The organism is Homoserinimonas sp. A447, assembly GCF_054489325.1.
In genome coordinates, this window is record NZ_JBTMWW010000001.1 from 976698 (window position 1) to 993991 (window position 17294).

Annotated in this window: 20 protein-coding genes; 10 read left to right on the forward strand and 10 right to left on the reverse strand. The window is 65.0% G+C overall.

Annotated features, from left to right (window positions below; all coding sequences use genetic code 11):
- Window positions 1–3: 3 nt before the first annotated feature.
- The 3 genes from ACX3O0_RS04720 to ACX3O0_RS04730 are packed head-to-tail and all read right to left on the reverse strand — an operon-like array spanning window position 4 to window position 1441.
- Window positions 4–867 (reverse strand): SURF1 family cytochrome oxidase biogenesis protein, encoded by an 864-nt coding sequence (locus ACX3O0_RS04720; protein WP_459093421.1) that lies wholly within the window; start codon window positions 865–867, stop codon window positions 4–6.
- On the reverse strand, window positions 864–1163 hold the full coding sequence (locus ACX3O0_RS04725) for a hypothetical protein (protein WP_459093422.1): 300 nt from the start codon (window positions 1161–1163) through the stop codon (window positions 864–866). The genes ACX3O0_RS04720 and ACX3O0_RS04725 overlap by 4 nt, the downstream gene beginning before the upstream one ends.
- Window positions 1160–1441: a DUF3099 domain-containing protein gene (locus ACX3O0_RS04730; RefSeq protein ID WP_459093423.1), complete on the reverse strand. Its 282-nt coding sequence runs from the start codon at window positions 1439–1441 to the stop codon at window positions 1160–1162. Before ACX3O0_RS04730 ends, ACX3O0_RS04725 begins: the two co-directional genes overlap by 4 nt.
- Window positions 1442–1515: 74 nt before the next feature.
- On the opposite strand from ACX3O0_RS04730, the gene fabG reads away from it, so the two are divergent.
- Window positions 1516–2226, forward strand: coding sequence for a 3-oxoacyl-ACP reductase FabG (gene fabG, locus ACX3O0_RS04735; RefSeq protein WP_459106941.1), 711 nt, complete (start codon window positions 1516–1518; stop codon window positions 2224–2226).
- Window positions 2227–2252: 26 nt separating this feature from the next.
- Here fabG and serB read toward each other — a convergent pair whose 3' ends face one another.
- Window positions 2253–2891: a phosphoserine phosphatase SerB gene (serB, locus tag ACX3O0_RS04740; RefSeq protein ID WP_459093425.1), complete on the reverse strand. Its 639-nt coding sequence runs from the start codon at window positions 2889–2891 to the stop codon at window positions 2253–2255.
- 47 nt (window positions 2892–2938) lie between these two features.
- Window positions 2939–4177 (reverse strand): glucose-1-phosphate adenylyltransferase, encoded by a 1239-nt coding sequence (gene glgC, locus ACX3O0_RS04745; protein ID WP_459106942.1) that lies wholly within the window; start codon window positions 4175–4177, stop codon window positions 2939–2941.
- Window positions 4178–4223: 46 nt separating this feature from the next.
- Between glgC and glgA the strand changes: the two genes are divergently transcribed.
- The 3 genes from glgA (at window position 4224) to ACX3O0_RS04760 (ending at window position 6597) form a co-directional block, all read left to right on the forward strand.
- Entirely contained in the window at window positions 4224–5405 is a 1182-nt protein-coding gene (gene glgA, locus ACX3O0_RS04750) for a glycogen synthase (RefSeq protein ID WP_459106943.1), read from the forward strand.
- 42 nt (window positions 5406–5447) lie between these two features.
- Window positions 5448–6230, forward strand: a complete 783-nt coding sequence (locus ACX3O0_RS04755; protein WP_459093428.1) for an ABC transporter ATP-binding protein — start codon at window positions 5448–5450, stop codon at window positions 6228–6230.
- Between the two features lie 112 nt (window positions 6231–6342).
- Entirely contained in the window at window positions 6343–6597 is a 255-nt protein-coding gene (locus ACX3O0_RS04760; RefSeq protein WP_459093429.1) for a type B 50S ribosomal protein L31, read from the forward strand.
- A gap of 61 nt (window positions 6598–6658) precedes the next feature.
- On the opposite strand, the gene ACX3O0_RS04765 is transcribed toward ACX3O0_RS04760, so the two are convergent.
- Both ACX3O0_RS04765 and treS read right to left on the reverse strand, forming a co-directional pair.
- Window positions 6659–7348: an exonuclease domain-containing protein gene (locus ACX3O0_RS04765; protein ID WP_459093430.1), complete on the reverse strand. Its 690-nt coding sequence runs from the start codon at window positions 7346–7348 to the stop codon at window positions 6659–6661.
- 9 nt (window positions 7349–7357) lie between these two features.
- Entirely contained in the window at window positions 7358–9082 is a 1725-nt protein-coding gene (gene treS / locus ACX3O0_RS04770) for a maltose alpha-D-glucosyltransferase (protein ID WP_459093431.1), read from the reverse strand.
- Between the two features lie 106 nt (window positions 9083–9188).
- On the opposite strand from treS, the gene ACX3O0_RS04775 reads away from it, so the two are divergent.
- Complete coding sequence (locus ACX3O0_RS04775; RefSeq protein WP_459093432.1) at window positions 9189–10088, forward strand: alpha/beta fold hydrolase; 900 nt, start codon at window positions 9189–9191, stop codon at window positions 10086–10088.
- A 12-nt stretch (window positions 10089–10100) separates the two neighbouring features.
- Window positions 10101–11210, forward strand: coding sequence for a glycosyltransferase family 4 protein (locus ACX3O0_RS04780; RefSeq protein WP_459106944.1), 1110 nt, complete (start codon window positions 10101–10103; stop codon window positions 11208–11210).
- Here the strand turns inward: ACX3O0_RS04780 and ACX3O0_RS04785 are convergent.
- Window positions 11152–11787, reverse strand: a complete 636-nt coding sequence (locus ACX3O0_RS04785) for a histidine phosphatase family protein (RefSeq protein ID WP_459093434.1) — start codon at window positions 11785–11787, stop codon at window positions 11152–11154. The genes ACX3O0_RS04780 and ACX3O0_RS04785 overlap by 59 nt on opposite strands.
- On the reverse strand, window positions 11784–12632 hold the full coding sequence (locus ACX3O0_RS04790) for a Sir2 family NAD-dependent protein deacetylase (protein ID WP_459106945.1): 849 nt from the start codon (window positions 12630–12632) through the stop codon (window positions 11784–11786). Before ACX3O0_RS04790 ends, ACX3O0_RS04785 begins: the two co-directional genes overlap by 4 nt.
- A 75-nt stretch (window positions 12633–12707) precedes the next feature.
- Here ACX3O0_RS04790 and ACX3O0_RS04795 point away from each other — a divergent pair, with 75 nt between their 5' ends.
- The 3 genes from ACX3O0_RS04795 to ACX3O0_RS04805 all read left to right on the forward strand — a co-directional run bounded on the left by ACX3O0_RS04795 (window position 12708) and on the right by ACX3O0_RS04805 (window position 16026).
- Window positions 12708–13505 (forward strand): TrmH family RNA methyltransferase, encoded by a 798-nt coding sequence (locus tag ACX3O0_RS04795; protein ID WP_459106946.1) that lies wholly within the window; start codon window positions 12708–12710, stop codon window positions 13503–13505.
- A 16-nt stretch (window positions 13506–13521) separates the two neighbouring features.
- Window positions 13522–14751 (forward strand): D-alanyl-D-alanine carboxypeptidase family protein, encoded by a 1230-nt coding sequence (locus ACX3O0_RS04800; RefSeq protein ID WP_459106947.1) that lies wholly within the window; start codon window positions 13522–13524, stop codon window positions 14749–14751.
- A gap of 162 nt (window positions 14752–14913) precedes the next feature.
- The gene (locus tag ACX3O0_RS04805) at window positions 14914–16026 is read left to right on the forward strand and encodes a fatty acid desaturase family protein (RefSeq protein WP_459093438.1); all 1113 of its coding nucleotides are present in this window, start codon (window positions 14914–14916) and stop codon (window positions 16024–16026) included.
- Between the two features lie 28 nt (window positions 16027–16054).
- On the opposite strand, the gene ACX3O0_RS04810 is transcribed toward ACX3O0_RS04805, so the two are convergent.
- Window positions 16055–16816, reverse strand: a complete 762-nt coding sequence (locus tag ACX3O0_RS04810; protein WP_459106948.1) for an SGNH/GDSL hydrolase family protein — start codon at window positions 16814–16816, stop codon at window positions 16055–16057.
- A gap of 153 nt (window positions 16817–16969) precedes the next feature.
- Here ACX3O0_RS04810 and ACX3O0_RS04815 point away from each other — a divergent pair, with 153 nt between their 5' ends.
- The gene (locus ACX3O0_RS04815) at window positions 16970–17239 is read left to right on the forward strand and encodes a GlsB/YeaQ/YmgE family stress response membrane protein (protein ID WP_459093440.1); all 270 of its coding nucleotides are present in this window, start codon (window positions 16970–16972) and stop codon (window positions 17237–17239) included.
- The last annotated feature ends 55 nt before the right edge of the window (window positions 17240–17294 follow it).

The window sequence follows — 17294 nt, forward strand, 5'->3', positions numbered from 1 at the left end:
CGATCAGGTGCGGTCGAGGATTGCATCCTCGGTTTCGGCATCCGTCGGCTTCTTCAGCGACTTGCGCCTGGCCCGGTCTGCAGCACGCTCCTGCTCGAGGGGATCGGCGACGTTGACGACCCGGTATTCCTCCCTCAGCGCCCACCCCAGGCCGATGAAACCGATCAGGGCGAAGACGAACCACTGCAGCGCGTATGAGAGATGCGGGCCTTCATCCGGTTCCGGCTTGACCGTGGCGATGGGGGTCTCGGCTGGCGCCGGGTTCTCGGAGGACACGAGCCCGTAGGCGGCCGTGTAGGTGGGAAGTTGCAGGCGGTCAGCAACCTCGTCGAGGTGGATTGTGGCGATCTGGTTGGATCCGGCGGGGGCCGTTCGACCGGGCAGGGTGGGTTCACCGGCCTTCAGCCTGGCTACGACGGTCACCTCGCCGGCAGGGGGCGCCGGCACAGTGTCCGGCGCATCCTGACGAGAACCGACGGAAACCCAGCCGCGGTCGACGATGAAGACGGTGCCGTCCTCCAGCTGCAGCGGAGTGAGCACCTCGAAGCCAGGATGACCGTTGAACGGGCGGTTTCTCGCCAGGAGTTGCTCGTCCACGAGATATTCCCCGCGCAGCACCACCGGGGTCCATTGCTGGCTGGGCTCATAGGCGTCGAGGGACGGCAACACGTCGTGGACCGGCCGCGGACTCTCGTCATAGTTCGCCTCGACAACGTCGATCGCCGCACGAGCCTCGGCGCGACGCTGGAACTGCCACATGCCGAGCATGGAGCAGACGATGGCGAACACGACGGCGATCGCCAGGTAACCGAGCCACCGCGGCGTCAGCGCAAATCCCCAGCCGCTCGGGTCGCGCTGTCCGCTCACGTCGTGCTTCCGGGCGTCGGCACTGCGCTGTCGGGGAGCGGGCTGCCGGGGGTAGGGCTGCTGGGGAGCCGTTCGAGGTGCTCGGTCAACGCGGTCACCACGACAGGGAAATCACGCGCCGCGAGGAACTCGCTCAGGTAATGCCGATGCTCATCACAGGCAAGCCAGACTTTCACCCGCTCCGTGCCGTGGATTTTCGGATTGCGCCAATTCACGTTCCAGGCAGCGTCCTGGGTGCAGCCGGCGCGCGAGCAGATGGGCTCCAGCGGTGCTTCACCCGGCAGGCGGAGGCTCATGGTTCCCTCCGGTCATTGTCGGCCGGTGGGAGGCTCAACTGATCAGGGCGGAGCACGACCCGCTTGCGGGAATCGCTGACGTTCGCGAGTACGACGGCCACGTACGGCAGCACTATCGCGCCGATGGCAGGGATGATGATCCAATATCCCGGGACCAGGAAGCAGACGAAGATGCACACCAGGCGGATGCCCATGGTCACGCTGTATTTCAGCATCCGGGCGCGTCGATCCTCCTCGGGTGACCGGGGGAGTGATGTGATCGATTGCTGCTTGGCCATGGGACTCTGCACCAAGCCTAAGTCCATTCGGCTGCCCCGGCTGAAGCTGCCTCCCAGACTAGGATTGGACCATTATGACGACGGCCAGGACAGTGCTTGTGACAGGCGGGAACCGGGGAATCGGTTACGCGATTGCCGAAGAATTCATCGCCCAGGGCCACCGCGTTGCGGTAACTGCCCGCTCCGGCGCCGGCCCGGAGGGAAGCCTCACCGTCACGGCCGACGTGACCGATGCCGACTCCATCGACGCGGCGTTCACCGCTGTCGAGGCCGAGCTCGGCCCAGTCGAAGTGGTGGTCGCCAACGCCGGCGTGACCCGCGACATGCTGCTCATGCGGATGAGCGACGACGACTTCACCTCGGTGATCGACACCAACCTCAGCGGAGCGTTCCGCGTGGTGAAGAGGGCGTCGAAGGGGATGATCAAGGCCAGGCACGGCCGCATCATCCTGGTGTCCAGCGTTGTCGGTCTCCTGGGTGGCGCCGGTCAGGTGAACTACGCCGCGTCCAAGAGCGGTCTGGTCGGGCTGGCCCGTTCGGTGACGCGGGAGCTTGGATCGCGCGGGATCACCGCGAACGTCGTCGCTCCCGGCTTCATCGAGACCGACATGACCGCCGAGCTGCCCGAAGCGACGCAGGCCGAATACAAGAAGCAGATCCCGGCTGGCCGCTACGCCACCCCTGCCGAGGTCGCCAAAGTCATCACCTGGCTCGCCGGCGACGACGCTGCATACATCAGCGGAGCGGTGATCCCGGTCGACGGCGGCCTCGGAATGGGTCACTGAAGCCCTGAAGTCCGGGGGCTCGCTTCTCAGCCCCTCAGGCCCAGCAACCCCAGGAGCTGGCTCAGGTCGCGAACGTCGAGGATGACATCCGCTTCGTCGCGCACCGGCGCCTTCGCGTCGAACCCGACGGACAGCCCGGTGATCTCCATCATCTTCAGGTCGTTCGCTCCATCGCCGACCGCCACCGTCTGACGCAACGGGATGTCGTGCTGCTTCGCCCATTCGATCAGGGTGGAGGCCTTGGCATCCGCGTCGATGATCGCGCCGTGAAGGCCCCCGGTGAGTGCTCCTTCGTGCACTTCGAGACGGTTCGCCCGCCAGAGGTCGAGCCCCAACTCAGCAGCCACCGGGTCGACAACCTCGTGGAAGCCGCCGGAGACGACGCCGACAAAGCCGCCAGAGCCCTGTACCGCACGGATCAGCTCTGGCACCCCCTCCGTGACGACTACCCGTTGCTGCACGGCCGCCAGCGCCGAGATGGGGAGGCCGCGCAGTGTTGCCACCCGTTCTCGCAGGCTCTGCTCGAAGTCGAGTTCACCGTTCATGGCGCGGAAGGTGATCTCGGCTACCAGGTCGTGCGAGCCGGCCTCTTCCGCCAGCAACTCGATCACTTCATTCTCGATCAGGGTCGAATCGACGTCGAGCACGACAAGGAAGCGGGCCATCGGGCAATACCATCCAAGCTCCGGGCCATCGGCCCGGGGAGAGGGGACTAGCGGACGCGAACGCCCTTGCCCACGATGGTGATCCCGGTATCGGTGACCGTGAAGCCGCGTTCGCGGTCTGCGGCCGGATCGACTCCGACGGTCGCACCATCATCGACAACGACTTCCTTATCGAGGATAGCCCGGCGGATGGTCGCCTTCTTGCCGATCTGCACGCCGTCGAACACGATCGAGTCGACCACTTTCGCAGCTGACCCCACGCTCACCCATGGCCCCAGGACGCTGCGCTCGAGGTGCGCACCGGAGAGCAGGCAGCCGAGTGAGACGATCGAGTCGATCGTGGTGCCCAGGTTGCCGTCCGCGTCGCGTACGAACTTCGCCGGCGGCAGGTTCAGTTGCTGGTTGTAGATCGGCCAGTCCCGGTTGTAGAGGTTGAAGACCGGGAGCGCGGAGATGAGGTCCTGGTGGGCGTCGAAATACGATTCGATCGTCCCGACGTCCCGCCAGTAGTAGCGATCACGGTCGGTCGCCCCCGGAACCTCATTGCGGTTCAGGTCGTAGACGGCTGCGTCCTGACGCGACACGAATTCCGGCACGATGTCGCCGCCCATGTCGTGGTTCGACGACGCCAGCTCCCCGTCGCGGAGAACGGCGTCCATCAGCACGTCCGCGTCGAACACGTAGTTGCCCATCGATGCGAGCACCTGGTCCGGGGCATCCGCCAGCCCGATAGGGTTCTCCGGCTTCTCCAGGAAGTCGCGGATGCGCGTTGGGTCATCGGGGTGCACGTCGATTACGCCGAACTGGTTGGCCAGGGAGATCGGCTGGCGGATCGCTGCCACCGTTACCCCGGCCCCGCATTCGACATGGGCATCGATCATCTGGCTGAAATCCATGCGGTAGACGTGGTCGGCGCCGACCACGACCACGATGTCGGGCTTCTCGTCGCGCAGCAGGTTCAGGCTCTGCAGAATGGCGTCGGCCGAGCCGGCGAACCAGCGTTTGCCCAGTCGCTGTTGGGCGGGCACGGATGCGATGTATGAGTTCAATATCCCGGAGAGCCGCCAGGTTTGGGACACATGGCGGTCGAGGCTGTGCGACTTGTATTGCGTCAGCACGACGATCTGGCGCATGCCGGAATTGATCAGGTTGGACAGCGCGAAGTCGACCAGTCGGTAGTTGCCGGCGAACGGGACTGCGGGCTTGGCCCGGTCTGCGGTGAGCGGCATCAGCCGCTTTCCCTCGCCGCCGGCGAGCACGATACCGAAGATCTTCTGGGAAGCCATGGCTCCACAGTAGGCTCCCGATATCGTCTGTACTAGCGTCACTAACGTGAGAGTCGACATATTAACAAGGGAATACCCGCCTGAGGTGTACGGCGGAGCCGGCGTCCATGTAACCGAGTTGGTGCGTGCACTGCGATCGGAGATCGACGTTCGGGTGCGGTGCTTCGGCAGCGATCGGGAGGGTGACCTCGTTGACGCCTACCGGGTGCCCGGCCAGCTGGCGGAGGCGAATCCGTCGATCGCCACGATGGGCGTCGACCTCCAGATGGCGGCAGACACCGAGGGCGCAGACCTGGTGCACTCGCATACCTGGTACGCAAATCTGGCCGGCCACCTCTCCGCGATGCTCCACGGGATTCCCCACGTGGTCACTGCCCACAGCCTGGAACCGCTTCGCCCCTGGAAGGCGGAGCAACTCGGCGGTGGTTACCGCATTTCCAGCTGGATCGAGCAGACGGCGTTCTCCGGGGCGCACGCCATCATCGCGGTCAGCGAAGGCATGTCCCGCGACATCCTCCGCTCCTATCCCTTTCTGGACCCGGCCAAGGTGCACGTTGTTCACAACGGCATCGACCTCACTCGGTGGAAGCCGGTACACGATGAGCAACTGGTCAGGAGCCTCGGCGTGGACCCGAACCGCCCGTCCGTGGTGTTCGTCGGGCGGATCACCCGCCAGAAGGGCCTGCCCTACCTGCTTCGGGCTGCTGCATTGCTTCCGCCGGAGGTTCAGCTCGTCTTGTGCGCCGGCGCGCCGGACACCCCGGAGATCCTGCAGGAGGTACAGCGTGGCGTTGCGGAGCTGCAGGCAACCAGGGGTGGCGTTGTCTGGATAGAACGCCTGCTGTCCCAACCGGAACTGGGAGCCCTGCTCACCGCCGCGACGACGTTCGTCTGCCCATCGATCTATGAGCCGCTCGGGATCGTCAACCTGGAGGCCATGGCCTGCGGTGCTGCTGTCGTCGGCACAGCCACCGGTGGCATCCCGGAAGTGATCGACGACGGTGTCACAGGACGCCTCGTCCCGATCATGCAGGCCCAGGACGGCACCGGGCTTCCCATCGATCCGGACGGGTTTGTTCGCGACCTGGCCGCTGCGTTGACCGAAATGATCTCCGACCCGGTCCGGGCCAAGGCAATGGGGGAGGAAGGGAGAGCCCGTGCCGAACGGGAGTTCGGCTGGGACCGAATAGCCGCGGCAACGCAGCGGATCTACCGCTCGCTCCTCTAGCCGCTGCGCTCGCCCGGTGGTGCCACAGGTTAGGGTAAAAGCATGGCCAGCGTTCTCCAGCTTTCCGACGTTTCCGTCGTCCGCAACAACAACCACATCCTTTCCTCCGTCAATTGGACGGTCGAACCGGAAGAGCGTTGGGTCATCCTCGGGCCGAATGGGGCAGGCAAGACCACCCTGTTGCAGGTTGCCGCGGCGATGACGCACCCCACCTCCGGACAGGCGCGCCTGCTCGACGGTTCGCTCGGCTCGGTGGATGTCTTCGAATTGCGTCCACGGATCGGTTTCGCCTCGACGGCGATGGCCAAGCGGATCCCGCGTGCTGAGACGGTGCTCGACGTCGTCCTGACGGCGGCGTACTCGGTCACCGGGCGGTGGCGTGAGGAGTACGAAGACGTCGATATCCGACGCGCCAAGCGAGTTCTGGCCGAATGGAAGCTCGACACCTTCGCGGATCGCCGCTTCGGGGACCTGAGCGACGGTGAGCAGAAGCGCGTGCAGATCGCTCGCTCGGTCATGACCGATCCTGAGCTGCTCCTGCTCGACGAGCCGGCAGGCAGTCTCGACCTCGGTGCACGCGAGGAACTGCTGATGCTCCTCGGCGGCTATGCCACGGCCAGCGAGGCTCCGGCGATGGTCATGGTCACCCACCACGTCGAGGAGATTCCTCTCGGGTTCGGCCACGCCATGCTGCTGGCGGATGGCGAGATCCAGGCGGCCGGCCCGATCGAGAGCGTGCTCACCTCCCAGAACGTGAGCGACACGTTCGGGCTCGGAGTGGAAATCGAGCAGCACGACGGCCGCTTCACCGCGAGGGCCGTCTAACTCTGATATCGTGGATAGTCGGCTTAACACCCGTCCTATCGTTTCGACCCGGGCACACTGGCCGGTCGACATCCCACAATCATTCAAGCAACACCCAATTCAAGGAACAACCATGAAGTCTGGCATTCACCCCGAGTACGCACCCGTAGTCTTCCGTGACCTCGCGTCCGGCGAGACGTTCCTCACCCGGTCCACCGTGGGCAGCGCCAAGACCATCGAGTGGGAAGACGGCAACTCGTACCCGGTCATCGACGTCGAGATCTCGTCTGCTTCGCACCCGTTCTACACCGGCAAGCAGCGCATCATGGACTCGGCCGGTCGCGTCGAGAAGTTCAACACGCGTTACAAGGGCTTCGGCAGCAAGTAACAAGGCTTTCAGGAGAGGGCGACCAGCACCGGCTGGTCGCCCTTTTTCGCGCCCGCCCTCCCTACAACTCGGGCCAGAGGTGCGACTTGGAGAAGTTCGGGTCCTTGGTGCGCCTCATGTAGTCCTCGAAGCTCGCGGACTGTTCGGCGCACCATGCGACCTGCATGCGGTGGAGGTCCTGCGCATCCGACTCGAGGGACGCCCCATACCGTCGGGCGATGGCCTGCGCGACCCTGCCGGCGGCCACGGCATCCGCTGCCGCATCGTGGGCGTCTTCGAGGATGACCCCGTAGACCAGGGCCGCCGCTTCGAGCGTGCGCTTGCCCTTGCGCCAGCGATCCATCGCCTTGTCGAGCACCAGCGGATCGACAATGGCCAGGGGCGTCGGCAGGGGAGCGATCCCGTAGCGAACCGCTTCGCGGTTGAGCAGGGTCAGGTCGTATGGTGCGTTGAAAATGGTGATCGGAATACCCCGGGCCACCAGCAGTTTCAACTCGATGATGATCTCGGCGATCACCTCCGCCGCTGGACGACCATCCGCACGGGCGCGTTCGGTGGAGATGCCATGCACCGCGGTGGCCTGCTCCGGAATCTCGATCCCCGGGTCGGCCAGCCAGCTGCGGGTCTCGATCGGGTCACCGTCGACATCGATGACGCCGACGTGGGCAGAGACGATCCTGCTGGTTTCCAGGTCGATGCCGGTTGTTTCGAGGTCGAAGACGCCAAGAGTTTCATGCCAAGGGTTGCTCACGCCCTAACCCTATTGCCGACCACCGGCATACCCTGGCGTGCCGACGTGCAGCCAGTAGAAGCTCTGTGTCGCGAGGGTCAGGGTGAGGGTGCCGTCCTCGGTGAAGTCGGGGAACCGGCCTCCGCCGAAGAGGTCGAAAAGTTCTGACCCGCCGAACGTGTCCGACTTGATCGTGACGGAGGTGGGGTTGTGGGCGAAGCTGAAGACGCACAGCACGTCTTCTGCGGAGTCGCCGAACCGCTGCTGATCGCCGCCGTAGGAGCGGACGAAAGCAAGAACGGACGGGTTATCGGTCTCCAGCACGGTGATCGAGCCCAGCCCGAACACCGGATGCGCCTTCCGCACGTGAATGACGTTGCGCACCCAGTGCAGCAGCGAGCGCGACTGGGCGAGCTGCGACTCAACGTTGGCCAGGGCGTAGTTGTAGACCAGCGACTGGACGACCGGGAGGTAGAGCTTGCCCGGGTCGGCCGAGGAGAACCCGGCGTTGCGGTCAGGGGTCCACTGCATCGGCGTCCTGGAGGCATCACGGTCGGGGAGCCAGATGTTGTCGCCCATCCCGATCTCGTCCCCGTAGTAGAGGAACGGTGAGCCGGGCAGCGAGAACAGCAGGGCGTGCGCGAGTTCCAGCTCGGCCCGCGAATTGTCGAGGAGAGGGGCCAGGCGGCGGCGGATGCCAACATTGACGCGCATCCGCGGGTCGTAGGCGTACCAGCCGTACATCGCCTGCCGGTACTCCTCGGACACCATCTCCAGTGTCAGCTCATCGTGGTTGCGCAGGAAGATGCCCCACCCGGCGCCTTCAGGAACATCCGTGGTCTCCGACAGCACCTTGACCAGTTCGTCGGCCTGCTGGGAGCGCAGCGAGTAGAAGATTCGCGGCATGACCGGGAAGTCGAACGCCATGTGGCACTCCGGCTCCTCCTCTGTGCCGAAGAACGCGGCAACCTCTCGGGGCCACTGGTTGGCCTCGGCGATCATCACCCGACCGGGATAGTCTTGGTCGACCATCGCCCGCAACGTCTTGATGAACTCGTGCGTCGGTGGCTCGCCCTCGCCGTTGCCCTCGTCGGACTCGTACAGGTAGGGGATGGCATCCAGCCGGAAACCGTCGACGCCGAGGTCGAGCCAGAACCTGACCACCTCGAAGATGGCCTCGTGAACGGCCGGGTTCTCATAGTTGAGGTCGGGCTGGTGCGAGAAGAAACGGTGGAAGTAGAACTGGCGACGCTCGGAGTCGAAAGCCCAGTTGGAGTCCTCGTAGTCGGTGAAGATGATGCGAACGTTCGGGAACTTCTCGTCGCTGTCGCTCCACACATAGAAATCGCCGTACGGGCCATCCGGGTCCTGGCGGGACTGCTGGAACCAGTCGTGAGCATCCGAGGTGTGGTTCAGCGGCAGGTCGATGATGACCCGCATGTTTCGTTCATGCGCCTTGGTGACCAGCTCCTGGAACTCGTCGAGCGTTCCGAACTCAGGCAGGATCGCCCGGTAGTCGGCCACGTCGTAGCCGCCGTCGCGCAGGGGCGAGACGAAGAACGGGGGAAGCCACAATGCGTCCACGCCGAGCCACTGCAGGTAGTCGAGCCGCGAGATGAGCCCCTGAAGGTCGCCCGAGCCGTCGCCGTTGCTGTCCACGAACGAACGGACCATCACCTGGTAGAAGACGGATCGTCGATACCACTGGGGATCCAGGGTCAACCCGGGCAATTGGATCGGTGCGGTGAAGCTCACAGGGCTCCTCTCCGAGCAGGGAGGTCGTTGCAAATGTGGGAACGGTTCGAGTCTAGGTCGCCGTGCAAGCGTTTGCCTGAAGCTGCATTGCCTAGACTGACACCTGATGAACCTAGAATCGCCCTTCGCCGGCCAACTGAGCACCCTCCCCATCGAAAAGCACGAGGTAGAGGTGCTGGGCTCCACCACTCGCTACTGGATCTATGGGGCTCCGGATGCCACGACCACCGTCGTCATCTCCCACGGCTACCGAGGCGAACACCACGGCCTGGAGCCGGTCATCGCACAATTGCCCGAAGTCCGCTTCATCGGGCCGGACCTTCCCGGCTTCGGCGAGTCCACGCCGATGACCGAGGCACCGCACAGCATCGACGGGTATGCCACCTGGCTGACCGCCTTCGTCGATGCTCTCGGCCTCACCGGCACTGCCGTCATCCTGGGTCACTCGTTCGGCACGATCACGTCCACGGCCGCCTTGGCGAAGGGGCTGCAGACGCCCGCCCTCATCCTGATCAACCCGATCTCCGTCTCCGGCCTGAACGGCCCGCGGCCGCTCGCCACGCGCGCGACAGTCTGGTACTACAAGGTGGCCGGCTGGCTGCCGGAACGCCTGGGTCTGGCCCTGCTGAAGAGCTGGCTGATCGTGCAGTTCATGAGCATGTCCCTGGTGAAGACCAGGGACAAGGCGCTGCGCAAGTGGATTCACCGCGAGCACCACACCTACTTCAGCGATTTCGCCGATCGCGACGTCGTGGTCGAGGCGTTCGACGCATCCATCAGCCACCACGTCGGTGACTTCGCCTCGGGGATCTCGGTGCCCACCCTGATGGTCGCCGCCGAACTGGACGACATCACGCCGGTGGCCGCGCATACCCCGGTCGTGAACGCCATCGGCGACGCCAGGCTGGTCGTGCTGCCGGATGTCGGCCACCTGATCCACTACGAGAAGCCGAAAGAGGCGGCAGCCGCGATCCAGGAGTTCCTTGCCGACCTGGGCAGGGCCTGAGGCTTCCACTCGATGAAGATCGTCTTCGACTGCCGTTACACCAGGACTGACCGTCACGACGGAATCAGCCGGTACACGGCCGGATTGGTCACCGCGCTCTCCGAACTGCATCCGGTGACCATGCTGATCAGCGACGAGCGGCAACTCGAACTCCTGCCCGACCTGCCGTGGATCATGGGCTGCGATCCGACCAGCCTGCGTGAACCGTGGGTGTCGCGGGCGGTCAACCGGGCGGGGGCCGACGTGGTGTTCAGCCCGATGCAGATGATGGGTTCAGCCGGTCGACGCTACCGGTTGATCCTCACCCTCCATGACCTCATCTACTACACGAACCGCACGCCACCGCGGTATTTCTCCTGGCCGGTTCGGCTCGGGTGGCGCGTCTATCACCTGTCGTGGTTGCCGGTGAAGCTGCTCCTGCGGCGGGCGGACGCGGTTGTCACCGGGTCATACACGACCAGGCAGGAGCTCCTGGACGCGCGTATCTACGACCGAGAGATCACCGTGGTGCGCAGTGCCGTCGACCGCGCTGGGGTGGCGGCGCGACCGGCGCCCACCGGCAAGAACCTGGTCTATATGGGCTCGTTCATGCCGTACAAGAACGTGGAGACGATTGCGACGGCGCTGCACCGGCTTCCCGGCTACACCCTGCACCTGCTGAGCGGCATCTCGCCGGCGGACCGGGATCGGTTGAGCGCCCTGGCGCCGGTCGGCTCCCTCGAGTTCCATGACGGGGTGAGCGAGGACGAATACTTCGATGCGCTATCCACTGCGACGGCCCTCATCACGGCATCCCGGCAGGAGGGCTTCGGCATCCCGCTGGTCGAGGCGATGAGGGTCGGCACACCGGTCGTGGTCAGCGACATCCCCGTCTTCCACGAGATCGGTGGCGAAGCGGCCGGCTACTTTCCACCGGACGACCCGCGCGCGTTGGCTGCAGCTGTGACGGCCCTGGAGAGTCCGGGGGAGTGGGAGGCGCGTTCGCGGGCATCCGTCGCCCAGGCCAAACAGTTCACCTGGCAGGAGTCGGCCGGGGTGCTGTTCGAGCTGATCAGGAAAACCGTCAGCGTTCCCGCCCCTCGATCGGATTCTGTTCCGGGAAGTCGTCCAACCCGGGCATGACCGACGCGGTCTCGATCGGGTCGTCGAAGGCGACCAGTTCCAGCACCTCATCGACGTAACGGAGGCTGTGCACCGACCCGTTCGGGATGGCATCGGTGTGGTGCGGGCCGTGGTCGGGCCCGACTGCCTTCAGGACCGTGCGGATGACGCCACCGTGGCTGACAACGACGAAGGAGCGGCCAGGCCCTTGCTCAGCCAGCTCGATGAGGGCTGGTATCGCACGGTCGGCCACGGCGGAGCGGGGTTCCCGGCCGGCGACCGGGGTGTCGCCTGGGAACCGCTCAAGCAGTTGCTCTCCGGTCAATCCTTCCGCCTCGCCGTAGTTGCGCTCGACCAGGGCGTCGAGCATTGCCGGCTCGGGAAGGCCCAGCTCCGCCGCAATGATGCTTGCGGTCTCCGCGGCTCGGGACAGCGGGCTGGTGACCACGCCATCCCACCGCCGGCGACCGAGAAGCCGTCCGGTCGCCCTGGCCTGCTCCCGGCCGGTGTCGTTGAGCTCGATGTCCGTTGATCCCTGGATCCTCCTGGCCTGGTTCCAGTCGGTCTCCCCATGGCGAACGAGGTACAGGTAGGTCATCGGACCCCAGCCTCTCGGTGCCCGGGCATCAAGCGGCCGGCCAATGCGGTCAGCGTTGACGACGCATCCGCATCGATCTTCACGGTGGCCCGTGGGTCCCCCCTGGTCTCACCGCGGTTGACGATGACCACCGGCAGTTCCCGTCGCACCGCCTGGTCGAGAAGGCGGATGCCCGAGTTGACGACCAGGGACGAGCCGACGATGAGCAGGGCATCCGACGACGCGATCATGCCGCGTGCCTGCACGCTCTTCGCCGGGGGGATGAATTCGCCGAAGTAGACGATGTCCGGGCGGAGGACGCCTCCGCACACTTCACACTGCGGGACGACCAGGCGGTCAAGCTCCGACACCTCGACGTCGCCGTCCGGGCCGAGAACGCCCTCATCGAGTTCGAGCAGCCACGGGTTGCGCCGGGCGATGGTCTCGGCCACCGCCTCCCGGGAGTACAACTGCCCGCAGGTCAGGCAGCGCACCCGGTCGGTGCTGCCGTGGAGTTCGATGACCTTGGCCGAACCAGCCCGTTGGTGCAGGCTGTCCACGTTCTGCGTCATCACGCCGGTGACGATGCCCGCCCGCTCGAGGTCGGCCAGCACCCGGTGTCCGACGTTCGGCTCGATGGACCCGAACCTGGCCCAGCCGAGCTGGCTGCCGGCCCAATAACGCTTGCGATACCGTTCGTCGGTCAGGAAGTCGGAGATCGTCATCGGAGTCCGTGGGGTGGAGCCTTCACCGCGATATCCGGGAATGCCGGAGTCGGTGCTGATGCCCGCCCCGGTGAGAACGGCAATCGTTCGACCGCCGAGCGCTGTGACGGCGGCAGCCAGCGCGCCAGGATGTGACACCATGAATCTCCTCGTCCGTCTCGGTCTCAGGGTAAACCCGCCGAGCTGCGGAAATGTTTCAGCGGTCAGGGAGGCCACGTGCAGATCATCCGGATAACCGACCTGGATCATGCCGGGCTTGCCGACTATGCGAGGTTGACGGATGTCGCGCTGCGCCGGGTGTCCGAGCCTGCTGGCGGGCTCTATATCGCCGAGTCGCCGAAGGTGATCGACCGTGCCATCCGCGCCGGGCATCGCCCCCGATCGTTCCTGGTGCTCGAGAAATGGCTGGACACCGTCGTGCCGTTCGCCGAAGCCACGGATGCGATCGTCTACGTCGGAGAGGATGACCTGCTCCACTCGCTGACCGGGTTCAGCCTGCACCGGGGCGCCCTGGCATCCATGCACCGCCCGGAACTTCCGCCGGTGGGGGAGTTGCTTCTGGGCTCGAGGCGAGTGGTGGTGCTGGAGGACATCGTCGACCACACGAACGTCGGTGCCATCTTCCGTGCCGCCGCGGGACTCGGCGCGGATGCCGTGCTGATCTCGCCGCGCTGCGCCGATCCGTTGTACCGCCGAAGCGTCAGGGTGAGTATGGGCACGGTGCTTCAGGTACCGTGGACGAGGCTGCCGGAGTGGAGCGAAGCCCGGGGAATGCTGACGGAGGCCGGGTTCCACATCGCGGCCCTCGCGCTGTCCGATAGCGCCGTGGACCTCGATCAATTCGCTGCGGAACCGCCGGAACGCATTGCCATCGTCATGGGCGCGGAGGGGGACGGCCTCAGCCGTGAAGCGATGGTCGCCGCCGACACGGTGGTGACCATCCCGATGCTGGCCGGAGTTGACTCCCTCAACGTCGCAGCGGCCAGCGCGGTGGCGCTCTGGGCACTTCGGTGAAAACTATGCTGTTCGAGTGCGAGTAAACCCGGCCCAGAAGTATCGGCGCCGCCGATTGACCGTGTTCGGCGGCCTCGCTGTGGTGCTCTCCGCACTCTCTTACCTGCCGCTCACGCTGCTGGCCCCGGTTGGGCAGGTCACCGCCGAAGTCCTGCCGTACGAGGCGCCCGAGGTCACGGAGCACGCTCTTGCCTGGCCGTCCAACGCTGCAACTGCGGTCGGTGCTGTCGGGTTCCCCGGCGTATTGGCATCCACCGGAACTGATGAGCCGCGCTCGATCGCCAGCATCTCGAAGGTCATCACCGCTCTGGTGGTGCTGCAGGAACATCCGCTGGCCGAAGGTGAGTCCGGTCCGACGGTGACCTTCGACAGGGCGGATGTGAGTTATTACCACGACTACCAATCCGTCGGTGGCATGGTCAAGCCGGTGCGCGCCGGCCTGACACTCACCCAGCGCGAGTTGCTGGAGGTGGTGCTGATCTCCTCGGCGAACAACTACGCGAAGTCGCTCGCGGTCTGGGGGTTCGGTTCCGAATCCGCCTTCCTGGATGCCGCACGCAGCTGGCTTGACGAGCACGGGCTGACGACGACGGCGATCTATGAGCCGACCGGCATGGACCCACGGAACACGAGCACGGTGACCGAGTTGCTCGAACTGGCCAAGCTGGCGATCGCCGACCCGACCGTCTCCGCGGTCGTTGCCATGCCCTCGGCAACACTGCCGCACATCGGGACCTTCGAGAACTCGAACCGGTTGCTCGGCAGCCTCGGCATTGACGGGATCAAGACGGGAACGCTCGATGAGTCAGGCGCCTGCCTGCTTTTCTCCGCCGACTTCCCGGTGGGTGAGAAGACGGTGACGGTGGTCGGCGTTGCACTCGGCGGTGTCGATCACGACACGCAGTTTCCCCAGGTGAACGCCCTCATGAACACGGTCGCTGCTGGGTTCCATGACCTCGAGCTGGTCCGCAAGGGGCAAGTGCTCGCGGACTACAGCTCGGTGTGGGACGGGCGAGCAGAGGCAATCGCCGGAGGTGGGTACTCGCAATTGGTCTGGGGAGCACCGAGCATCGAGTCCGAAATCGTCGTGAATCGCATTGGCGTCGCCGTTGACGGAACACCGGTCGGGACCCTGCGTTTGACGGTCAACGGAACGGTCACAGAGGTGCCCCTGGAGCTCGAAGGCGACCTCGCGGATCCCGGTCCGCTGTGGCGTCTCAGCAACCCATTCGCCCTCGCCGGTTGATGCTTCATATGCCTCAAACAGCATATAGATGCTGGGAATCTTCGCAAAACGCAGCGGAATCCGAGCGCTCGGCGCGGCGCGTGCCGTAGTGTCGTAGACATCCGTTTGAGCGTTTGCTTACATCACCAAACCCGACTGGGAAGTCACCGGAATCGAGGTCCCGTGACTGATTCGTCCGCAACCGCAACGCAGGCTCCCGTGGTCACGTTCACCAAGACGAAACCGGGTGGACGCCGAGGCAATCCGACCACCGAGTATTCGTCCCTGCTGAACACCGTCCGGGACGCCGGCCTGCTGCGCAGGCGCACCGGGTTCTACTACCTGATCTTCTCGCTCATCACCCTCGCGCTCGGCGGGGTGGTCACCGGATTCATCCTGCTCGGCGACAGCTGGTTCCAGTTGCTGATGGCGGCAGCACTCGGCGTGATCCTCACCCAGTACGCCTTCCTCGCCCACGAGGCGGCACACCGCCAGATCTTCACCTCGGGCAAGGTCAACGACCTCGCCGGCCGGACACTGGCCAACCTTTTTGTCGGCATCAGCTACTCCTGGTGGATGACCAAGCACAGCCGCCACCACGCCAACCCGAATATCGTCGGAAAGGACCCGGATATCGAGCCGGACTTCGTCATGTTCCGCGAGGAAGACACGGCCAAGACGAAGGGCATCTACGCCTGGGCGCTCAAACGCCAGGGCTACCTGTTCTTCCCGGTACTCATGCTCGAGGGACTGAACCTCCACATGCACGGCCTGAAGACCGTTTTCGGGCGCGGCAAGGTCGACAAGCGCTGGCTGGAGATCTCCATGATCCTCACCAGGCTGAGCGCGTACGTCGCCGTCATCTTCCTCATGCTCCCGGTAGGAATGGGCTTCGCCTTCATCGGAGTCCAGCTCGCAGTCTTCGGCGTCTACATGGGCGCATCCTTCGCGCCGAACCACAAGGGGATGCCGATCCTGCCCCACGACAGCAAAGTCGACTTCCTGCGTCGCCAGGTGCTGACCTCCCGCAACATCAAGGGCAACTGGGTCATGGACACCTTCATGGGCGGCCTCAACTACCAGATCGAGCACCACCTGTTCCCGAACATGCCGAGGCCGCACCTGCGCAAGGCGAACGAGATTGCCAAGGAATACTGCCAGACGCACAACATCCCGTTCACGGAGACCACTCTGACCCAGTCGTACGGGATCGTCATCCAGTACCTGAACCGGGTCGGCCTTGCCGCCGGCAGCGATCCATTCGATTGCCCGGCTGCAGCCCAGTTCGGGCGTTAGCCACCTTCATCGTCTGCGCGCGGCCGGCTTAGTAGCCCGGCCGTTTCGCCGTCACATTGTCGCCCGATGACTGGTGGCGGATGCGCCGGACGACCCAGGGCACCAGGTACTCGCGAGCCCAGCCGATGTCTTCCACCCGCGCTTTCCGCCAGTTGATGGGTGGCAGCGGTTCGGGGGCGAATGGCTCCAGGTCGTTCTCGACTCCGAGCGCGTCCAGCACCATCCTCGCAACAGTGTGGTGCCCGGTGGGGGAGAAGTGGAGGCGGTCCGGCGCCCACATCCGCGGGTCGCGCAGGTCGGTAAGGGCCCACATATCCGCCACGATCGCATCCTGGCGCACGGCGACAGCACGCAGGTTTTCGTTGTAGATGGCGACCTTCCCACGCAGCCGCCCGAGCACGGGCGTCATGCCGATATCAGGCCCGTTGAAGAGCACCACGGTCGCGCCGTCCGAGCGCAGCCGTTTGACGGTCTCCTCCAGCCGGCTGGCGACATCGTCCGGATCCGTATTGGGGCGGATGATGTCGTTGCCGCCGGCAGAGATGGTGATCAGGTCGGGGCGCAGCTCCAGTGCCGGTTCGACCTGTTCGTCGATGATCTGCTGGAGCAGCCGGCCCCTGATGGCGAGGTTGGCGTAGGAGAACTCCTCGGTCTGGGAGCTGAGCACCTCGGCGACGCGGTCGGCCCAGCCCCGATGTCCGCCCGGGCTTTTCGGTTCGGGGTCGCCGATGCCCTCGGTGAACGAGTCGCCAATGGCGACGTATCTGGTCCAGGGGTGTTGCCGACTCATAGTCCAACACTGCCCGATGCACGGCGGACGCGCCAAACCCACATAGCGCGCGATTCACCAAGAGACAAGGGTTGCCCCCCAAACGGGGGAGTGCGACGATTGTTCAAGCGTTTCAAAGCGGAACGCGAAATATGACCGTATGGAGTTGACACCATGGGTATCATCGGTTGGATTGTTCTGGGACTGATTGCCGGAGCCATTGCGAAGGCCATTCTCCCTGGTCGTCAGGGCGGCGGGTGGCTGATGACGCTGCTGCTCGGAGTTGTCGGCGCATTGATCGGTGGCTGGATCGGTTCCGCCATCTTCGGCATCGGACTCGAAGAGTTCTGGTCATTCCAGACCTGGATCGTGGCGATCCTCGGAGCCATCCTGGTTCTTGCCATTTATGGTTTCGCCACCAAGGGAAGCCGCAACAGGGCATAACGCGTAGACGCAGGTGGGCCCCGCGGCGATGCCGCGGGGCCCATTGTCGTTGGCA